The organism is Rubripirellula reticaptiva (genome assembly GCF_007860175.1).
GTDB classification, from domain to species: Bacteria; Planctomycetota; Planctomycetia; order Pirellulales; family Pirellulaceae; genus Rubripirellula; species Rubripirellula reticaptiva.
Window position 1 is genome coordinate 643019 of the sequence record NZ_SJPX01000006.1, and the last position, 17119, is coordinate 660137.

Consider the following 17119-nt stretch of genomic DNA (forward strand, 5'->3'; position numbering starts at 1 on the left):
TCAACTCTTCTCTTTTAGTTCGAGTACGAGACCTTCGTTCGGATCCAGCGTGCTGCTGATCGGACGGATCGGCTTTGTCGAACAAAGCACTTTGGCAATGCAGGTGTTTTCGGGCAGCAACAACGGCCGCGGCTCGTCACTGAGATTTAGCGCGATCAACAAAATCTCGTTCGCACGTTGCCGTCTGTAAGCAAGCACATCATCGGCCGCGTCCACAAGCGTGAGATCGCCGATCGAGAGCGCATTGTGGGATCGCCGGAGGGCTAGCAGCGATCGGTAAAGTGACAGAATGGAATTGTCGTCCTGGTCCTGTGCCGCAACGTTGCGTTCTCGCCAGTCTTCGTTGAGCGGAAGCCAAGGCTCGACCGTGCTAAATCCTGCCTGGGCCGACGAATTCCAGGGGATCGGCGTGCGTGAACGATCGCGACCGATACCAAGATCGGGCTGACGCAGATCCTGTGGATCACGCACTCGATTGGGCGGAATTTGTACCTCGCCAATACCGATCTCGTCACCTTGATAGAGCGTCGGTGTCCCACGAAGCGTCAGCAACAGCATGGCTGCGATTCGTGCTTGTGCCTCGCCAATCTTTGCCGCAATGCGGGGTGCGTCATGACTGCCGATCACCCAGTTGGGCCAACCGAACGAGGGCAGCGACGCTTCGTAGTCGGAAATTGTTTTCCGAAGTGTGACTGCGTCCCAGGCCGTTTCCATCAGTTGGAAGTTGAACGGCAGATGCACTTGCGGATGATCTTCGGTTCCGTACCAACAAGCGAGTCGATCGTTGGGCAAACAGATCTCGCCGACTAGGACGCGGTCGCCGTAGCTATCTGCCAACGCACGGAACTCTGCCGTGATCTCGTGGGCCTCTGGCTGGTCGGTTGAGTACCGCTGAATCAACCGGTCTCGTTCGGTGACGTTTGGCGTCCACATTGGGTTGATTGGATTGTTGCGAAAGGCAACGTCCTTGACGATATGCCAAAGAACGTCAATTCGGAATCCGTCGACGCCACGATCGAACCAGAATCGCAAAACCGCCATCATCGCTTCACGTAGATCGGGATTTCGCCAGTTGAGATCGGGTTGCTCTTTGAGAAACGCATGAAGATAGTATTGCCCGGTCGCCGCGTCCCACTGCCATGACGAGCCACCGAAATCGCTGATCCAATTGTTGGGCGGTCCCCCACCGGGCAGGGGATCTCGCCAGATGTACCAGTCACGTTTGGGGCTCTCGCGTGACGATCGGCTTTCGATAAACCATGGATGTTGGTCGGACGAATGATTGGGAACGAAATCAAGCAGAAGTTTCAGACCTCGCGAGTGAACCCCATCAAGCAACCGATCGAAAGCATCCAAATCGCCAAACATCGGATCGATGTCACAATAATCGGCCACGTCATAGCCGAAGTCTGCCATTGGTGACGGATAGATTGGTGAGAGCCAAATCGCGTCGATCCCAAAATTCGCGAGATAATCTAGCCGCGCCTCGATTCCTGCTAGATCACCGACCCCGTCCGCATCGCTATCCTGAAACGAGCGAGGATAGATCTGGTAGATGACTCCAATTTTCCACCACGGATGCTTTGTCAGTGTTTGGCGGACCATGCCGAATCATCTCAGATCGTTGGACTAGGGATCGACGTCATCGTCAAGTGATGCCGCTAAGACATCGACGAAAGCAACTCGTCGATTGCGATGGTCGCAAACGTTGTAGCGTAATCCGACATCGCGTATGGAATAACAAGGTGTTGTTCGTGCACGATCGCACCACAGGAATATACAACGTTCGGAACATAGCCTTCGCGTTCGACTTCGTTGGGCGTAATTAACGGTTCATGCAAGCGTGCCAGAATCTTGGATGGATCATCCAGATCCAACAACATCGCGCCGATGCAGTACTTTCGCATCGGGCCGACGCCGTGGGTAAGGACGAGCCAACCTGATTCCGTTTCAATTGGCGAGCCACAGTTGCCCATCTGAACGTACTCCCATGGATTGGCCGGCTTGATAATCAATTCGCTTGTGTGCCAAAAATACAACATGTCCGAGTACATCAAGAACAAATGCTCGCCATCTTGGCGGCCTAGCATCGCGTAGTGACCGTTGATTTTCCGAGGAAACAACGCCATGCCTTTGTTGGAAACGGCGGGACCGTTGAGAGTGTGCATTTTGAACCGCAGGAAATCCGACGTCTCTAGCAGTTGTGGCAATACCAATTGACCATCGTAGGCGCTGTAGGTGGCATAGTACCGACTGCTACCATCATCTTCCTGGAAGTGCACAAACCGGGCGTCTTCAATTCCGTTGCTTTCCGATGGACTGAAGGGAAAAATCAAACGCTCGGACAGTTCATGATCCGGCGTGTACTGGATCTCGTAGTTCGATTTTGCCAGCATGACAACTCGCTCGACCAATGGCGCAAGCTCGTCATGACGGGATCGGTGTTCCCGCAGCGAAGCCTTCAAACGGCCCTCCAGATCACTGAGCGTGAATGCCGCTGGGAGCGCAGCCAGGACCTCGTAGGTGAACGCAGTTCCGAGACCTAGTTCAATCAGTTTGCGTCGAAACAAGTCGTTGTCGTAACACGAATCGGGAACAAATCGCGGAGTTGTAACGAACCGGACAGGTTCGTCAACGATGATCTTCAAATTACTGTCGATCGTTCCGCTGCGAAAAACGATGGAGGAAATGTGACCTTCGCCAACCGCACGCAGGCTCATTGCAAACCGCCGCGTTCCAGTCGGCAGATTTGTCTGGTCGGGATGCCATACCAGCGAAGGATTGAACAAGGCCGCGGATTCTAGCGCGTACTCCTGAGTGAAGTACGCCCCCAACAGCATTCGACGGTTCTCACTAAGCGGAGTGTCGGTGAGCAGATGGTGTTTGATGTCTTGAAATCGTCGCTTAAAAAACGCCTTGGGTTTCTGGTGCCGACCGTGAAATTCTTCCAGCACGTGAGCAAGTTGCTCGTCAACCTGCTGTTCCGACAACGTGCAAACCCGACCGATTACCCGCAGCACACGGTCGTTGCCAGGCGGCTGGAACGGTCGCAAAACGACACGTTGCTTGTTGGGGGAAAGAACGATTCCGGTTCGATTGATTGACATGAAATTCAATGAGAATTGAGCAGGCTGCTAACCTGTTGGACGGACAGAACGAGCGGGAAGCCTGTACTAAGTGTTTGTGGTCAGAACGCGCATGTTGGCGTTATGGCCACGCATTTCGACAAGTGAGAGCAAGAACGCAAGTGTCGATTCAGCGCCCTGGTTTTCGTTAACTTGGTTTTCCATCAAACCGTCGAAACAACCGCCGGTGGAAGCGTCATAGATCGGCTGGCCTAAATCATTACGACCGAGAAACCAATCAAACGCCAAGTGTGCTTGTTCATTCCAGAAAGAATCTTTGGCGACCGCAAACGCTTCGATCGATGCTGACACCATCGCATGAGCTTCAATGGCTTGCTGGTCGTAAACCGCCGCTATCCCGCCATCGCGGCTGAAGCCGTTAGAACCGATCGGGCGAAAACGTCCCTGCGGCGAGAGCTGCTTTTCGCACAGCCACCTTAGCGATGTTAAGCCAATTTCCACCGCTCGCTGATCATCAACCAAGCGACCGTGGGTAATCAATGCCTGCGATAGTTTGGCGTTGTTGTATGTCGTGATGTCTTCGAACCAAGGCCAGTCGTCGGTTGCCGTGACGCGGTACATTTCGACGAGTCGGTCGGCAAGCTGTTGGGCCATCGTCACCGCGGCACGGTCGCCGCCGTAACGTCGCAAATATTCGTGGATGCCGATGATGCCAAGCGCCCACGTTCTTGGTGAAGTCGTCTGCTCGCACGCGGGCAGTGCGCGATGAAACAACTCACGAGCCCAAGAAGCCAACCCCGCCCGGCGAGACCTTCCGATGCACGTTCCAAGTGCCCACATCGCTCGGCCTTGCGAGTCATCGGAACCGTCCTCCTCTAACCACCGCCGGTCAAAGCTCATGAAATTGCGAAAGCGTCCTGTATCTCGATTGAACGCACCATTTAAGAAGGCAGCGTAACGAGACGAAAGCGAATTGACGTCCGTCTTGTCGTTACCTTGCTCTTCCAACAAGACGGTTAGGATCAATCCCCTGGCGTTGTCATCGGTACAGTAACCATGGGTATGATCAGGAATCGAATAGATTGCGTGCTGGATAATTCCGGTCGAGTCACTGAGGTTTCGCAGATGAGCAAGTTGCAATTGCGGCAGTGCAAGCGGCTGCTCGTCGAGCGTCCGAACGGCAAGAGGTTTTAACGAGGGGCTGCGTTGATTTCGTGCTCGATCGAAAGAGTCAATGTAAAGCTGCGAAACGTGGTCCCAAGTCATGCATCGCCCTAATTCGTGGGCCCGAGCTCGCATGGCAAGACGTTGATCGTCGTCACCAAGCAACCCGATCACTTCGCGAGCGATTGCAGACGAGTCGGCAAAAGGAACCAGCACCCCACGACCATCGGCAAGCAGTTCCTCGGCGTGCCAATACGGAGTGGAGATTACAGCCTGGCCACAGCCAAAAGCGTAGGCCAACGTCCCCGATACAGCTTGCTGTACGTTCAGATAGGGAGTGATATACAGGTCGGCAGCACCGATGAATTCGGTTAACTCTTCCAGCTCGACAAAGCGATTGTAAAAACTGACGTTCTTTGTGATACCAAGTTCTTTAGCCATGCGTTCCAGGCTGATCCGATAGCGTTCGCCTTGTTCGCGAATCAAACTTGGGTGCGTCGCCCCTAGAACGATATAGATTAAATCGGGAAACTTGGCAACGATCTCGGGGATCGCTTGCAACACATGCTCAATGCCTTTGCCGGGCGAAAGCAGACCAAACGTCAGCGCAACTAGCTTGTTCTCGACATTGAATTGCTCTTTCAAGACGCGTTGGTCCGCATCAGGAGCATTGGGGATTCCGTGCGCGATCAAGTCAACTTGGTCACGATCGACTGCATAGGTGTTCATTAACGTTTGACGACAACGATCGGTCATCACAACCAACCGAGTCGACAATCGAATGAGCTGCATCATCACAGCCCGCTGCGTCTGACTCGGCTCCGACAAGACGGTGTGCAAAGTTGTGACGACCGGCATTCGCAGATCATGCAGCAGCGCCAAAATGTGACTGCCGCAGGGCCCACCGTAGATTCCGAATTCGTGCTGAAGCGAAACGACGTCGACGTCGCTGAAGTTCAAAAAGTCGGCTGCAGCCCGGTACTCGTCCAGATCTTGTTCGGCAACTTGAAACTGAACTTCATCCTCATACGCGTAACCGCCCGCGATATCGTCCATCGCGACAACGACGCACTCTGCATGCGACTCTTTGGCTACCGCAATTCGCAAATCATGAGTGAATGTCGCGATACCACATTTGCGAGGCAAATAGTCACCAACAAAAGCGATCTTGCATAAGGCGGGGGTAGTCATTGTTGTGAAGTACTTTGGTTTTATAATTCAAGCGAATCCAGCAAGGATTGCTTCGAGAAACGCGACGATGCGACAGTCGTGTCGGCAGCTCCGTAGAAAACCTCCAACTCGTCGCCTCGATCAAGCATTGCAGTCGGAAACACGACATTGGGCACGAACCCACTCGTTTCGAAATCGGTGGTTGGCTGCATGATCGGCTTGCTTGAACGAGCTAAAACACGCTGGGGTCGATCTCGATCGAGCAGCAGAGCGCCGGCGCAGTAGCGGCCCACGGTACCTGGGACGTTGGTAGGCGTGCTGCCGTGATAGAGCGTCAGCCAGCCTTCATCGCACAAAATCGGTGGCGTTCCACTGCCAACGCGATCACCTTCCCAAGCCTGGACGCCGCCAAGGACAAATTCGTGGCGCCCCCAGTGAATGAGGTCGGGCGAACGAGCGAGCCAGATCTGGGGAGGGCTAAAGTGCGAGTGCGGATTTGGCCGATGCAGCGCAACAAAGTCACCCTCGATACGACGGGGAAAGAGCACGACATCTTTGTTTTCGCTTGGAAAAACAATCCCGTGTCGCTGGAAGGTTGCCAGGTCCGGCGAAGACATCAGTGCCGTCGCCGCGCCGAACCGAGAGACCGCGACGTAGGTGATCCAGTAGGTGTTGTCGATCTTGGTGATCCGAGGATCCTCGATGCCAAACTCTTCCCAAGGTCCTTCGGGCAGTATCGCACCAGATCGCTGCCATGTGCGTTCGCCGGACACGCCGCTGCGAAAGATTTGCAAGTGCGATACGGACGTCAAACGCAGGTTGCCGCCGTTCTTTATCGCAACAACACGTGCGTCCGTGTGGCTCACATCCCCATCACGAACCCAATCCACTTCCGCAGTGCCTGTCGAAGACCAATGGGGAAGCGGAGTCCAACCCGTACGTTGCTCACTTGTACGCTCAGCGACTCTCGCCAGCATGACCGTTTCGTCAGCCACCATCGCAACGGCTGGATTGAATACGCCGATAACTTCCCAGTCACCACACGATGCTTGAACATCGCAAGGCCCCAGCAAGAGGGTACTAGCGGCGACTGGCAACATGAACACGCCCCCGCACTTTTTCCAGCAGTCGTGCGAGCCAGCCTAGCCTGTTCCGCTTTTTACTTTCGACTTGAAGTCCGTCGACAAAGGCGTCCACTTTTTGCTGGGCAAGCGCATCCGGGTAGCTGTACCTTTGCGAGAGAACTCGCACAAACGAATCACGCTCGCCGTGGATCATCGCCAAGTCGGCCTCGTCGATTCTTCCCCAAGTTCGTTTGACAACTGCCTGAACGGTCGGCCACTGTTGTTTGACTTGTTTCCAATTCACGGCGTTATCTTTGGAAGTGCGTAAGCCGAAGCGGCCTCAATCCGGTACTCATGCGTCGACTCGTCCAGAATGAGCCGGTGCGAGATCGCCACGTTTTCCGAACTACTCTGAAACGATTCCAACACCGATTGCAATGTCGCGGCGAAAAGAATCGGTTCTGTCGAAGAAACTGCGTCGAGCACAACCAATTTCAGAGAATCAATATCTTGCTCGATCTGATTCTTTAAGAAACCCTTCACCAACGGATACGGCGTCAAACTGAGTTCACTCGACGATAGAAATTCGTCGTATTCGGGTTTGTCAGAAAAACCAAAGATAACCGTCGCGGGAACGTCCGATGATGCCTGCGAAACACAAGGACAAGTCGGATTCGATCCCTCGCGTAAGACATAACGCGGTGTCTTGGCAAAACCGTCCACCATGATCGCCTCCTTGGGCCATCGCGAGGCCTGCTGCGGTTCGTCTGCCAAAGAGAATCCTCGACAAAACAAAACAGCGAATTGCGAAAAGCAAACTTCCAAACGTTGAGGCAATGGAAACTTGCTGGCGTCACCTCTGTGAAGTGTTTCGCGCAGGCCGATATTGCAACATACCACGATTCAGAACCAACACAATCGCAAAGCGATCGACAAGTAGCTGAAACTCGCTCACCACATCCGGAACCAGGACGGTTTCGGCACCAGAAATTCTTTTTTTACTAAGCAACGATTTATAGACTCGAATATCAACATCGCCGCAAAATCGCCTGAGCTGACGGCATCAAGACTCTGCACCACTCTCGTTTTCCTGCGGCGGAATCATCCAGCAAGACTCGTGTTTCTGCATCCCGATATGTGGGTAGTAGCTCACCGCGGCAGGTGCCGCCAACAAAATCAAACGCGTGTCGATTCCAGCGTGTCCATGCGTGATGCGAATCAACTCGCGACCGATTCCTTTTCCTTGAAACGACACATCAACGGCCAAGTCTGACAGATACGTGCAGTACGCATAGTCCGTGATCGCACGTGCTATGCCGACAAGCATCCCGTCGACATCCCTCGCCGTTACGACCACATCGGCATTGGCCAACATCTTGGAGATCTTCGCGATGTCATCCACCGGTCGTCGCTCGGCAAGCGTTGACCGCCGAAGAACGTCAACGAACTCGCCGGCCGATAAGCTTGCATCGATCGCATACTGCATTGGTTGACTCATCGGGAACCGTTTCAAATTTCGCTGGCAATTCCAAAGCAACTCGCCGCAGTCGCGCTACATGTAGTTGAAATAACTCAACCGGTCCTGACAAACCGGATCCAACCTTGGCACTCGCAAGAAGCGGAGTTCAGACGGACAACCACTCTCGGGAATCTCTACGGCGGTCAAATGACCAGCTTCAAGGAAAACGCCGCTATCCAAATTTAGCGCGCCACTATGAACAACTGATTTAAAAACCAAGTCGTTGTCTCGCCACGGCGTCGTGTCAGGTAGAAACGAATACAAATAGCAAAGTGGCGTATGACCATGCACCACAAGCTCGGGGAAACCTGGCTGTTGTCCAAGCCATTCTCGACTCCAACAAAGTTCCCTCGCGTCATCTCGGATCTGCGATTCGACCGCATGCTGCACATTGTCCATTCGCAAATTCTTCGGCGATATTCCCGAATGCACAAACAGACAATTGCGAGCGATGTGATGCGTTTTACATCGACTCAGCAAATCAAGGTGATCCTGTGGAAGTTTCCAATCCACTTGTTCAAGTTGCTCCGCCACGCTTTCAAAGTGCCGCGCAGGATCATCGTATCGAAACGCCCAGAAATCGCTGGTTTCCGCCCCTTCCAGACCATACGATTTCAGTGTCGCCCAGGTCTCGTTGCTTCGCATCAGCGCGCTAATTTCGGCTCCACGAAAAATGGATTCGGGGAACGCACGAAGATCAACGTTGGCCCCCATCATCCGCTGCATCGCCAGCAACATGACTTCGTGGTTGCCCAACAACACAATCAGATTGACTCCACGTTCTTCGAGGCTCAGCAATTGCGAGTGAACGCCGCGAGAGTCCTCTCCCTTGGACGACAGATCGCCGACCGACAAGAAGGTGTCACCAGGCGTCAAGTCTAGGATCTCGAGCATTTTCGCTAGCGTATTGCTGCATCCATGAATGTCTCCCACTGCTACAAACCGGCTCATCCGTCGACCACCTCGCTCCATCGAGGCACTCTTCCGCTGGACGTCACGCGATCGGCGGGCTTCGTTGTACTCGTGAATGGCGATTGAATCATCGCCGTAGTATACAGACTTCAAGCCATGGGCGAAAAGAAGCGAGCGTCTCAATTTCGAGAACGCGTCCGTCGCAAGCTTCGAATTTACCGGCAATGCCGAACAAAGCTGCAAATATACCGACGTTGCCGATCTCGTCGCACTATTTGCCAGAGACCTTGGTGGTCAACGACTTTGTCATGAACGCGCCGGTGCCCTTGTAGGACTGGTTGATCGCGGCCTCGGCGGAACCCGCAAATCCCATTTTGGTCCAGTACCCAGCAGCCTTTTGAACAGCGACAAGCGACATTGTCTGATACCCCATCGATAGGGCGATTCCGGTGAGATGATTGAACATCGCTCGCGCAACTCCACAACCAGCGGACGCTTCCTGCACAGCGAGATCGTGCAAAAACAAATTGGTAGTCCGTTCAACGGGGGAAATATCAAGCTCGCCAAGAACGGCTGTTCGGTTTCGTGGAAACGGATGGGCGAGACAATAACCGACGACGGCGGTACACCGGTTAACCGCGACAAAGGAAGTAAAACGACCACGATCAACCTTGGATCGCATCACAGCTTCCGATTCCGGCGCAAAGTCATAGTAGACTTCACTTTGGATGCAAAGGATCGACGGCCAGTCGGCTTCAATGATTTCGCGACAATGGAATAGAGTCATCGGGATGCGGATAGAGGAAGTCCGTTGCAAGATTGGAGCGGCGGAGAAGCAGCGTTTCGTTATCGTGCCGCTTCCCTACTGGCAGTAGCGAAACAAACGTCACCAACCTAGCTTGCCCGGCTTTCCGGACCTTTCACGCGCCACGACAACCGAAGTTGTCGACCCCCGAATAAATATCACCTTGCGGCAGCCAACTGGCAACCCAAATTCGAATGTGCGCCGATTCGCTGCTTTCGAGGGCGTAAGTGATGCAGGTTCAGCACGCCGGTGCCGTTGATGTTTGCCCTGAATGCGGGCTGGAAGTCAAAGCGAACCGGAAAGTGATTTTGCTATTTCCGATGGATCTCTATCCAAGTCTGAAAGGCACACTAGAATGCACACAGTTTCGACGTCTCTCTGCTTGTCTCGAGGTTATCCTTAACTCTTCATGGTCTACCCTTTTCTGATTCTTGGACTGGCAGTCCTTGTGGTTGGTGCTGAGTTGTTGGTTAGGGGAGCAGTCACGCTGGCAGAGATCGCAAGAATCTCGCCGTTGATAGTTGGCTTAACCGTGGTCGCGTTCGGAACGAGCGCTCCGGAACTCGCCGTTTCGGCAATCGCCAGTCTCAAAGGCGACTCCGCCATCGCACTCGGGAATGTTGTTGGCAGCAATATATTCAACTTGTTGCTGATCCTAGGCATCTCGGCATTGATCGTACCCTTGTCGGTCTCGTCCCAGCTGATTCGTTTCGATGTGCCGATCATGATCGCAGTTTCGGTTCTTACGCTGCTGGCGGCCGTCGACGGCGAAGTTGGACGTGGGGAAGGCTTCTGCATGTTGCTAATGTTCGCGACTTACACCGGATGGTTGATACGCGCCGGCCGCCAGGAATCCGCAGCAACCGTGAACGATTCAGTGCGGCCCCTCAAACTGTCAATGCGAAACCTGCTCGTCAACATTGCCATGCTGATGCTGGGACTCGCCCTGCTCGTTTGGGGCGCCAAGTTGCTTGTTGACTCTGCAACAACGATTGCACGTTCCTTAGGTGTCACCGACACTGTGATCGGACTGACAATCGTGGCGGCAGGAACGTCGCTTCCAGAAATGGCCACGTCTGTCGTCGCTGCGATCAGGGGTCAACGCGATATTGCCGTCGGTAACGTCGTGGGCAGCAATATCTTTAACCTGCTGATGGTTTTGGCGACCGCGTCTATCGTTTCGAAAGGTGGGGTTCCTGTCACGTCGGAGGTCCTCTTGTTCGATGTGGCAGTAATGGTGCTAACTGCGTTTCTATGCTTGCCTGTATTCTTTAGCCACGCCTCGGTGAGTCGAGCGGAAGGTGCTCTGATGCTCCTGATGTACGTGACCTACACAAGCCTGCTGATTGCCGCGTCGCAGAATGCTCCATGGTCCAGTCTGGCAAAATCGGGTTTCGTGTTTGCTGTCTTCCCGCTGGCTTGCATCGCAGTATCGGGTCGAGCATGGTTTCATCGAAATGCGGCGAGCGCGTCTGAATCGAAATTGGACGGCGATTCCAAATAAAAATTGGCAACTCGCAAGACGTAGAACCGAGCAAGCTATGTCGTATCATACCCACAGAAGAACGTTCAAGAAATGTTGATGGCTTCCCTCAGTAGCGAAGCGATGTTGCTGCAAGTCATTTTGCAGTTAATCGTCATTATTTCCGCCGCGCGCATCGGTGGTTGGATTTTTCACAAACTTGGGCAACCGCAAGTTGTTGGTGAAATCGCGACGGGCTTGCTGCTTGGACCGTCATGCTTTGGACGACTTAGCCCAGGCTTTTCCGCCCAACTGTTCCCGGATGAGACCAGTGACATTTTTATGACCTTGGGACAGTTGGGGCTGATCTTCCTGATGTTCATCGTTGGCCTTGAATTCGACTTTGGGCATTTGCGAGGGATCGGCCGCACTGCGGGAGGCGTTGCAATGGCCGGCATGGCGTTGCCATTCGCGATGGGGGCGGGTCTGGCGTACTGCGTTCATTCGGAAGTCGCCGCAGAATATAGTCGCCCCGGATTCGTGTTGTTCGTGGCGACGGCGCTCTCAATCACAGCGATTCCCATTCTTGGGCGGATCATGATGGAATTCGGGATTACCCGAACGCCACTTGGTGTATTGACGATTTCAGCAGCGGCTGTCGATGATGCAATCGGCTGGATTTTGTTGGCGACGGTCAGTGCAGCCGTTCATGGTTCTTTTTCGCTGGTTCCAGTTCTCCAGATGCTGGCTTGCACTGCCGCCTTTATTGGAACAGTGTTTTTTTTAATACGACCAGTTGTCTGTCACTGGAGCCATCGAGTCCTAACCGCCAACGACGGCGCACTTCCGCTGGCTCCGTTCTCCATGATGCTGTTGCTCGTTTTAGCTTCGGCTGCCTTCACAAACTGGATTGGAATTTTTTCCATCTTTGGTCCGTTCGTGCTCGGAGCCTCGTTATGCGACCAGCAGTCGTTGCAGAAAGCGATTCGTGTAAGGCTTGAAGAATTCGTGACCGCGTTTTTGCTGCCGGTATTCTTTACCTACACGGGACTGCGAACCAATATCGGAACTTTGGATTCTGTATATCTGTGGATCGTATGTGGACTTGTCGTCACCGTTGCTATCGCGGGAAAGGTCATTGGTTGCGGTACCGCGGCCCGACTAGGTGGGCTGTCTTGGCATGACAGCGCCAGTGTTGCAATCATGATGAACACTCGAGCCTTGATGGGTCTGATCGCTGTAAACATCGGTCGCGACCTAGGAGTCATTCCCGATGCTGTCTTCTGCATGATGGTGGTCATGGCGATCGTAACAACACTGATCACTGCACCTGTACTGCGGCGACTGTTGCGTCTCGGAAATTCCAAAGCTGTGAGCTGAATCGACTTCGATGCATCTAACGCGGAAAGCCGGACTCAAGAAGAACGCGAGAGCAATCGTATCGACAGTGAGTCAAGAGCTGAGCGATTCAAATTGCCTCGCGTTCGTTGCGACCAACATTCGGCTACGCCGACAAAGCCGCGTTTTTCAAGGAAGCGTTTCCAGAATCGTCTGGCAGACCAGGACGCTTGATTTGGACGTCAAAGTCAAATTCACCTGGCTCGAAATCTAACACAACTTGGCAATTGCATGGTTCAATGCTGTTCAGCTTCCAATCGAGCCACCGAAACCAAGATAACGTTTTCTCCCAACGCCTAATCGCGGCATAGAGTTGTGCGGATCTGGTCGAATCCGGGTCGCGAATGTCAGCAAGCACAGTGATGGCGCCGCTTGGTAATCCCTTCAACAACAAGGCCGTTGCAAAGTTCCGCTTGGATGCGAAGCTGACTTCCGGGCGTTCAAGGACTGTACCAGGGACTAGGACAAACGACCGAAATACATCAACAGCTTGATCAACGTGCCCTATCCGCATCAAGCAAACGCCCAAGGCGTTGCGGACGTTCGGATCACGACCCGCCGCAGCCAGAAAATCGGCGGCCGCGGCAAAGTTCCCTTTTTGGATAAGACCACAAGCTTTCTGAAGTGTTGGATTCAGCGCCCTGGATTCCTTAGCAGCATTCACCGTGCTAAAGGCTACAGGTGCGGCAGCAGCGACTAGCTTATTCGAATCTTTGTTGTTGGTACGCGCAGACATTATCGTAACTCTCTCATTTGGTGGAATCACTTATCGGTTAAAAACAGACTGAAACGCCGGGTGTTTCTAAATCTGCAGTCGCACCTTCAGGTCCACGAGAGTTGCTACAACGCGAGAATCGGTATCCGACTTGCAGCGTTTACAGGCTCGATTCGGGTTACCGAGAAGCGGACCAAGACGGTCCCATCTGATCCAGGAACTCTGCAGCGGCACAGACTCAATCGACTTGCGATTGGCCAACTGGACAACGCTCGATGGCGTCGCCATCCAGGGCTCAACGACATGAGTGTTGACCGTCAGGCACTCACTAACGCAACCCGCGTGATCACCATCGTCCGCAACGTTAGCTCGAAACGGCAAAACTCCCACGGGAACGAATTGCACCAGAGCGGCTAGCACGACAAAGCATGTCAGCAGCCGAGTTGAAACCAAACACCAACGATAGGGTATCAACCCGGAAAAAGACGTACGGTGGTTGGAAAGGCTGCGTTCCATGGTTTCGCAATTGATGCGGCGCATCGTTAAACTGAACGTTAAACAAACTGCCGGACTAGCGAATTATCACTTGCCGTCCAACTTAAGCAAGCCCATTGCTAGTGAAGATGTTCAAGTTCCTTTACGCGTTTCCGTTCAGTCGTTCTTGCCTCCAAGGGTCGCACCAACTGCACGTGTCTGAAACCGACTGGTTTGGCCAAGATGCGAGTCGACAAAACTAAGTCGCGAAAAATTCCGTAAATCGAGAACCCTGGAACGATCGATGACCTGCATGATGAAACCGGAACGCACATTGAATCTGCGATGTCTCGATTGCGTTGTTAGCGTTGTTTTTGCGTTTGGCCGATAACGGGACCTGGGATTGCAAAGGACTCAAATTCGGTCGCTCCAATCTCAATTGCTCCGGCGTTGAACTCGACGACACCAGAAACCTGCGCCGTTCCATAATCATCAGAGGCCGAAAGCGCCGCAGCGACTGCGATTGCAATAGGCTGGCAAGCTGGCACCAAACCAAAAACAATTATTCCTGGCTTGTCAATTTAGGATTACTGATACGCGGCGACGTACTGCGAACTCAAATCACATCGCCTATGTTGTTTAACAAGGACTCCGAAGACGAAAAACAACTCTTCAACGTGATTGCCATCTCGGCTGCTTACGATCTCGTTGAGAGTGAAAAGGGTTTAAAAATGTTTCCCCGACTACTCATTTGACAACGCGTTAAAGCTTGACGTCATCGTCGTCCTCAGCGTGTACGACAGAAGTGCAAGATAGAATAACGACCGTTTCGTAGCGCTCATTCGAAGCCAGACCAAGAACACGACGTTCAAGAAAAGTAACTGCGGCGGCGTTTCCTTGACCGGCAGATCAGGCATCACGGATGGAGAACAAATCGCGACCTGGATCAACAGCAGGACTAATTTGCAAAGGACTTGCCCGAAGTTAGGGGTCCAAGAAAATGCAAACGTCAGTCATGTGGACGATCGTTAGTTTCTGTCGTTCAACGTTAAGCTTGCTGCTACGGTTCGACTCTCGGGCTACTTCAAAAAGATGACGAGCGAAAAGCATGGCAAGTTCGTCGAAATACACTTGTATCCTTAACGGTCACAATACTGAAAACAGATCGAATCGAGCCATCCGCCGGTCAGCCGAGTCTTCACTTCGGCGAGCGTTCATGATGTTAAGCATGCGTTCACTTGGGAAGCCGAATCACGAACTTCGCGCCCCCCAATTCGCTTTCCGTAACTGACACTTCGCCATTGAGACGGCGACAGATACGTCGGACCAAGGCTAACCCCAATCCGGATCCTGGTTCATCGTGTTTTGTTAGCCGAGTGAATGGCTTGAAGACTTCTTCGCGATCCGCTTTGGCAATCCCAGGACCATCGTCATCGACGGCGACCGTCATCAAATCGCTCTCCCGTGAAACGCTTAAAATGACCTTAGAACTTGCGTACTTGCCCGCATTGCTGACTAAGTTTCCAATCGCTCGCGAAAGCCCGGCTCGATAGGTCGTCATGTCAACCTCGGGTGAATCGGTTAACTGAAATCGGATTTCGGGGTACAGAGGCGCATAAAGCGAGATTGCGTCGGCCGCCAAATCATTGACTTGCACGGTTTCGTAAGCAGCAGTTTCAGATCCCTCGTCGAGACGCGAGTAATCTAAAAGTTCACCAACCAAATCGTCGAGTCGATCGGTGGCTTCGTCAATCGACTCGAGTCGTTGCTGGCGTTTCGTTTCGCTGTCGGCAGTACGAACTAACTCAGTTGCAAACTTGATTCGAGCCAGCGGAGTGCGGAGTTCGTGCGATACTGCTTGCAACAATTCCTTTTGCGATCGCAGCAGCGATTCAACACGCTCGGCCATTTTGTTGAAAGCACCGACAATTGGCAGTGCACGTTTCCGCTTGCCTTCGTTGATCCGCGCCGAAAAGTCGCCGTCCGTGATCGCGATCGCTGTTTTTTCGACGATTCGGAATTGGCGTGCGATCGGCCGTAACAGAACGGCTATCGCTCCCGCTACCAAAAGAAAGACGCTGCCCAAACCTAACAAAACATCGCTATGCGTTGGGCCAGCGAACCGAGGCAACGGACCAAGTTCGACAAGCAACTCGGTTTCCGGTAACGCAACATCGATCTTGTTGCCGTTTAGAACGGCTTCACCAAGGTCGACTCTCGCCGACATCGCCGAAGTCATGCGACGCTCTGAACGTTTTACGATGTTCACGGGATATGCGAATCGCGACCGTACTTCAGCCATTGTCCGCTCAAAATTGTCATTACCCCCTTCGACAATATCGTCGCGAGCCGACAACGCGCCTCCGCTTAGCGCATGTTCAATGACGGCAATGTTCTCGGTCTCCGTCGTTCCACGAAACACGTAAGCTTGAATCACCCAGGCGATGAAAAGGATCAGAATCACGCCGAGATAGAAACGGATGAACAGTCGCGTCATACCGGTTTTGCCATCAAGTAACCGACGCCGCGAATCGACTTTATCCGAGTCGGCTGATTCGGGTCATCATTGAGCTTACGCCGCAACCGCGAAATCCGCAGATCAATCGATCGATCCAAGCCGTCATAGGGAAATTCCAACAAGTCGATGTAAACCTGTTTGCGTTGCACGATTGTTCCCGCACGTAATGCCAAGTAGTACAACAAGTCATACTCAGCCGTCGTCAGATCGACGTTCTCACCCGCAACAAGGACACTTCGGCTGGCAGGTTCGATCGTCAGATCACCAACTTCGATGACACTGTCAGCAGTCACAAGGTCAGAGGATGACGACGACGTGGTATCACCGCGCCGCAGATGGACTTTCAGTCTCGCCAAGAGCGCGCGGGGTCGAACTGGTTTCGCAACAAAATCGTCAGCGCCGACTTCTAACGCAATTACCTCGTCGATCTCTTCGCCACGAGCGGTTAAGACGATGATCGGCCCGGTAAACTTTGGACGCACTGATCGGCAGACGTTGAAGCCATCGGTTCCCGGCAAGCCAATGTCCAAGACGACTGCGTCAAATTTTCCACTCTCGATTCTGTTAATCGCGGCGTTTCCGTTCGTTTCAACGGTCACGTCGAAGCCATGCTCCGACAAAAACTCGCGCACCATTTCCGCAAGCAGTAGGTCATCTTCGACAAGCAGCAAATGATGGATCAACGGACGACTCTCTAATTTGTATTCTTGCGGTCTCTGCCATTCTAGCTCAAACCAACACCGACAGCATCTTGCAGTACACCTGGATCCAACTGCGTTTCGAAATCGCCAAGAACTATCGAGAGTCGCAGACCACACAGCAAAGATTCAAA

Annotated in this window: 14 protein-coding genes; 2 read left to right on the forward strand and 12 right to left on the reverse strand. The window is 53.1% G+C overall.

From position 1 onward, the window contains the following. The 9 genes from Poly59_RS28090 to Poly59_RS28130 all read right to left on the reverse strand — a co-directional run bounded on the left by Poly59_RS28090 (position 1) and on the right by Poly59_RS28130 (position 9702). Positions 1–1605, reverse strand: a complete 1605-nt coding sequence (locus Poly59_RS28090) for an alpha-amylase family glycosyl hydrolase (protein ID WP_146537381.1) — start codon at positions 1603–1605, stop codon at positions 1–3. 56 nt (positions 1606–1661) lie between these two features. Continuing rightward, complete coding sequence (locus Poly59_RS28095) at positions 1662–3107, reverse strand: glycoside hydrolase family 130 protein (protein ID WP_146537382.1); 1446 nt, start codon at positions 3105–3107, stop codon at positions 1662–1664. A 66-nt stretch (positions 3108–3173) separates the two neighbouring features. Then, positions 3174–5441 carry a glycosyltransferase family 4 protein gene (locus tag Poly59_RS28100; protein WP_146537383.1) on the reverse strand — a complete coding sequence of 756 codons (2268 nt, stop codon included), beginning with the start codon at positions 5439–5441 and terminating at the stop codon, positions 3174–3176. Positions 5442–5461: 20 nt separating this feature from the next. After that, a complete protein-coding gene (locus tag Poly59_RS28105) occupies positions 5462–6520 on the reverse strand; it encodes a glycoside hydrolase family 130 protein (protein WP_146537384.1) in 1059 nt (352 codons plus the stop codon). After that, on the reverse strand, positions 6501–6788 hold the full coding sequence (locus Poly59_RS28110) for a CsbD family protein (RefSeq protein ID WP_146537385.1): 288 nt from the start codon (positions 6786–6788) through the stop codon (positions 6501–6503). Before Poly59_RS28110 ends, Poly59_RS28105 begins: the two co-directional genes overlap by 20 nt. Next, the gene (locus tag Poly59_RS28115) at positions 6785–7258 is read right to left on the reverse strand and encodes a hypothetical protein (RefSeq protein ID WP_246151995.1); all 474 of its coding nucleotides are present in this window, start codon (positions 7256–7258) and stop codon (positions 6785–6787) included. Before Poly59_RS28115 ends, Poly59_RS28110 begins: the two co-directional genes overlap by 4 nt. A gap of 289 nt (positions 7259–7547) precedes the next feature. Then, positions 7548–7982: a GNAT family N-acetyltransferase gene (locus Poly59_RS28120; protein WP_146537387.1), complete on the reverse strand. Its 435-nt coding sequence runs from the start codon at positions 7980–7982 to the stop codon at positions 7548–7550. A 54-nt stretch (positions 7983–8036) separates the two neighbouring features. Then, a complete protein-coding gene (locus Poly59_RS28125) occupies positions 8037–9068 on the reverse strand; it encodes a metallophosphoesterase (protein ID WP_246151996.1) in 1032 nt (343 codons plus the stop codon). Positions 9069–9186: 118 nt separating this feature from the next. After that, a complete protein-coding gene (locus Poly59_RS28130; RefSeq protein ID WP_146537388.1) occupies positions 9187–9702 on the reverse strand; it encodes a GNAT family N-acetyltransferase in 516 nt (171 codons plus the stop codon). A 427-nt stretch (positions 9703–10129) separates the two neighbouring features. Here Poly59_RS28130 and Poly59_RS28135 point away from each other — a divergent pair, with 427 nt between their 5' ends. Together Poly59_RS28135 and Poly59_RS28140 are read left to right on the forward strand one after the other, a co-directional pair. Then, the gene (locus Poly59_RS28135; RefSeq protein WP_146537389.1) at positions 10130–11224 is read left to right on the forward strand and encodes a calcium/sodium antiporter; all 1095 of its coding nucleotides are present in this window, start codon (positions 10130–10132) and stop codon (positions 11222–11224) included. Positions 11225–11302: 78 nt separating this feature from the next. Next, the gene (locus tag Poly59_RS28140) at positions 11303–12562 is read left to right on the forward strand and encodes a cation:proton antiporter (RefSeq protein ID WP_186776570.1); all 1260 of its coding nucleotides are present in this window, start codon (positions 11303–11305) and stop codon (positions 12560–12562) included. Between the two features lie 124 nt (positions 12563–12686). On the opposite strand, the gene Poly59_RS28145 is transcribed toward Poly59_RS28140, so the two are convergent. The 3 genes from Poly59_RS28145 to Poly59_RS28155 form a co-directional block, all read right to left on the reverse strand. Beyond that, on the reverse strand, positions 12687–13316 hold the full coding sequence (locus Poly59_RS28145) for a tetratricopeptide repeat protein (RefSeq protein WP_246151997.1): 630 nt from the start codon (positions 13314–13316) through the stop codon (positions 12687–12689). Positions 13317–15003: 1687 nt separating this feature from the next. Continuing rightward, positions 15004–16266: a sensor histidine kinase gene (locus Poly59_RS28150; RefSeq protein ID WP_146537391.1), complete on the reverse strand. Its 1263-nt coding sequence runs from the start codon at positions 16264–16266 to the stop codon at positions 15004–15006. Next, positions 16263–16970 (reverse strand): response regulator, encoded by a 708-nt coding sequence (locus tag Poly59_RS28155; RefSeq protein ID WP_146537392.1) that lies wholly within the window; start codon positions 16968–16970, stop codon positions 16263–16265. The genes Poly59_RS28150 and Poly59_RS28155 overlap by 4 nt, the downstream gene beginning before the upstream one ends. Positions 16971–17119: the final 149 nt, after the last annotated feature.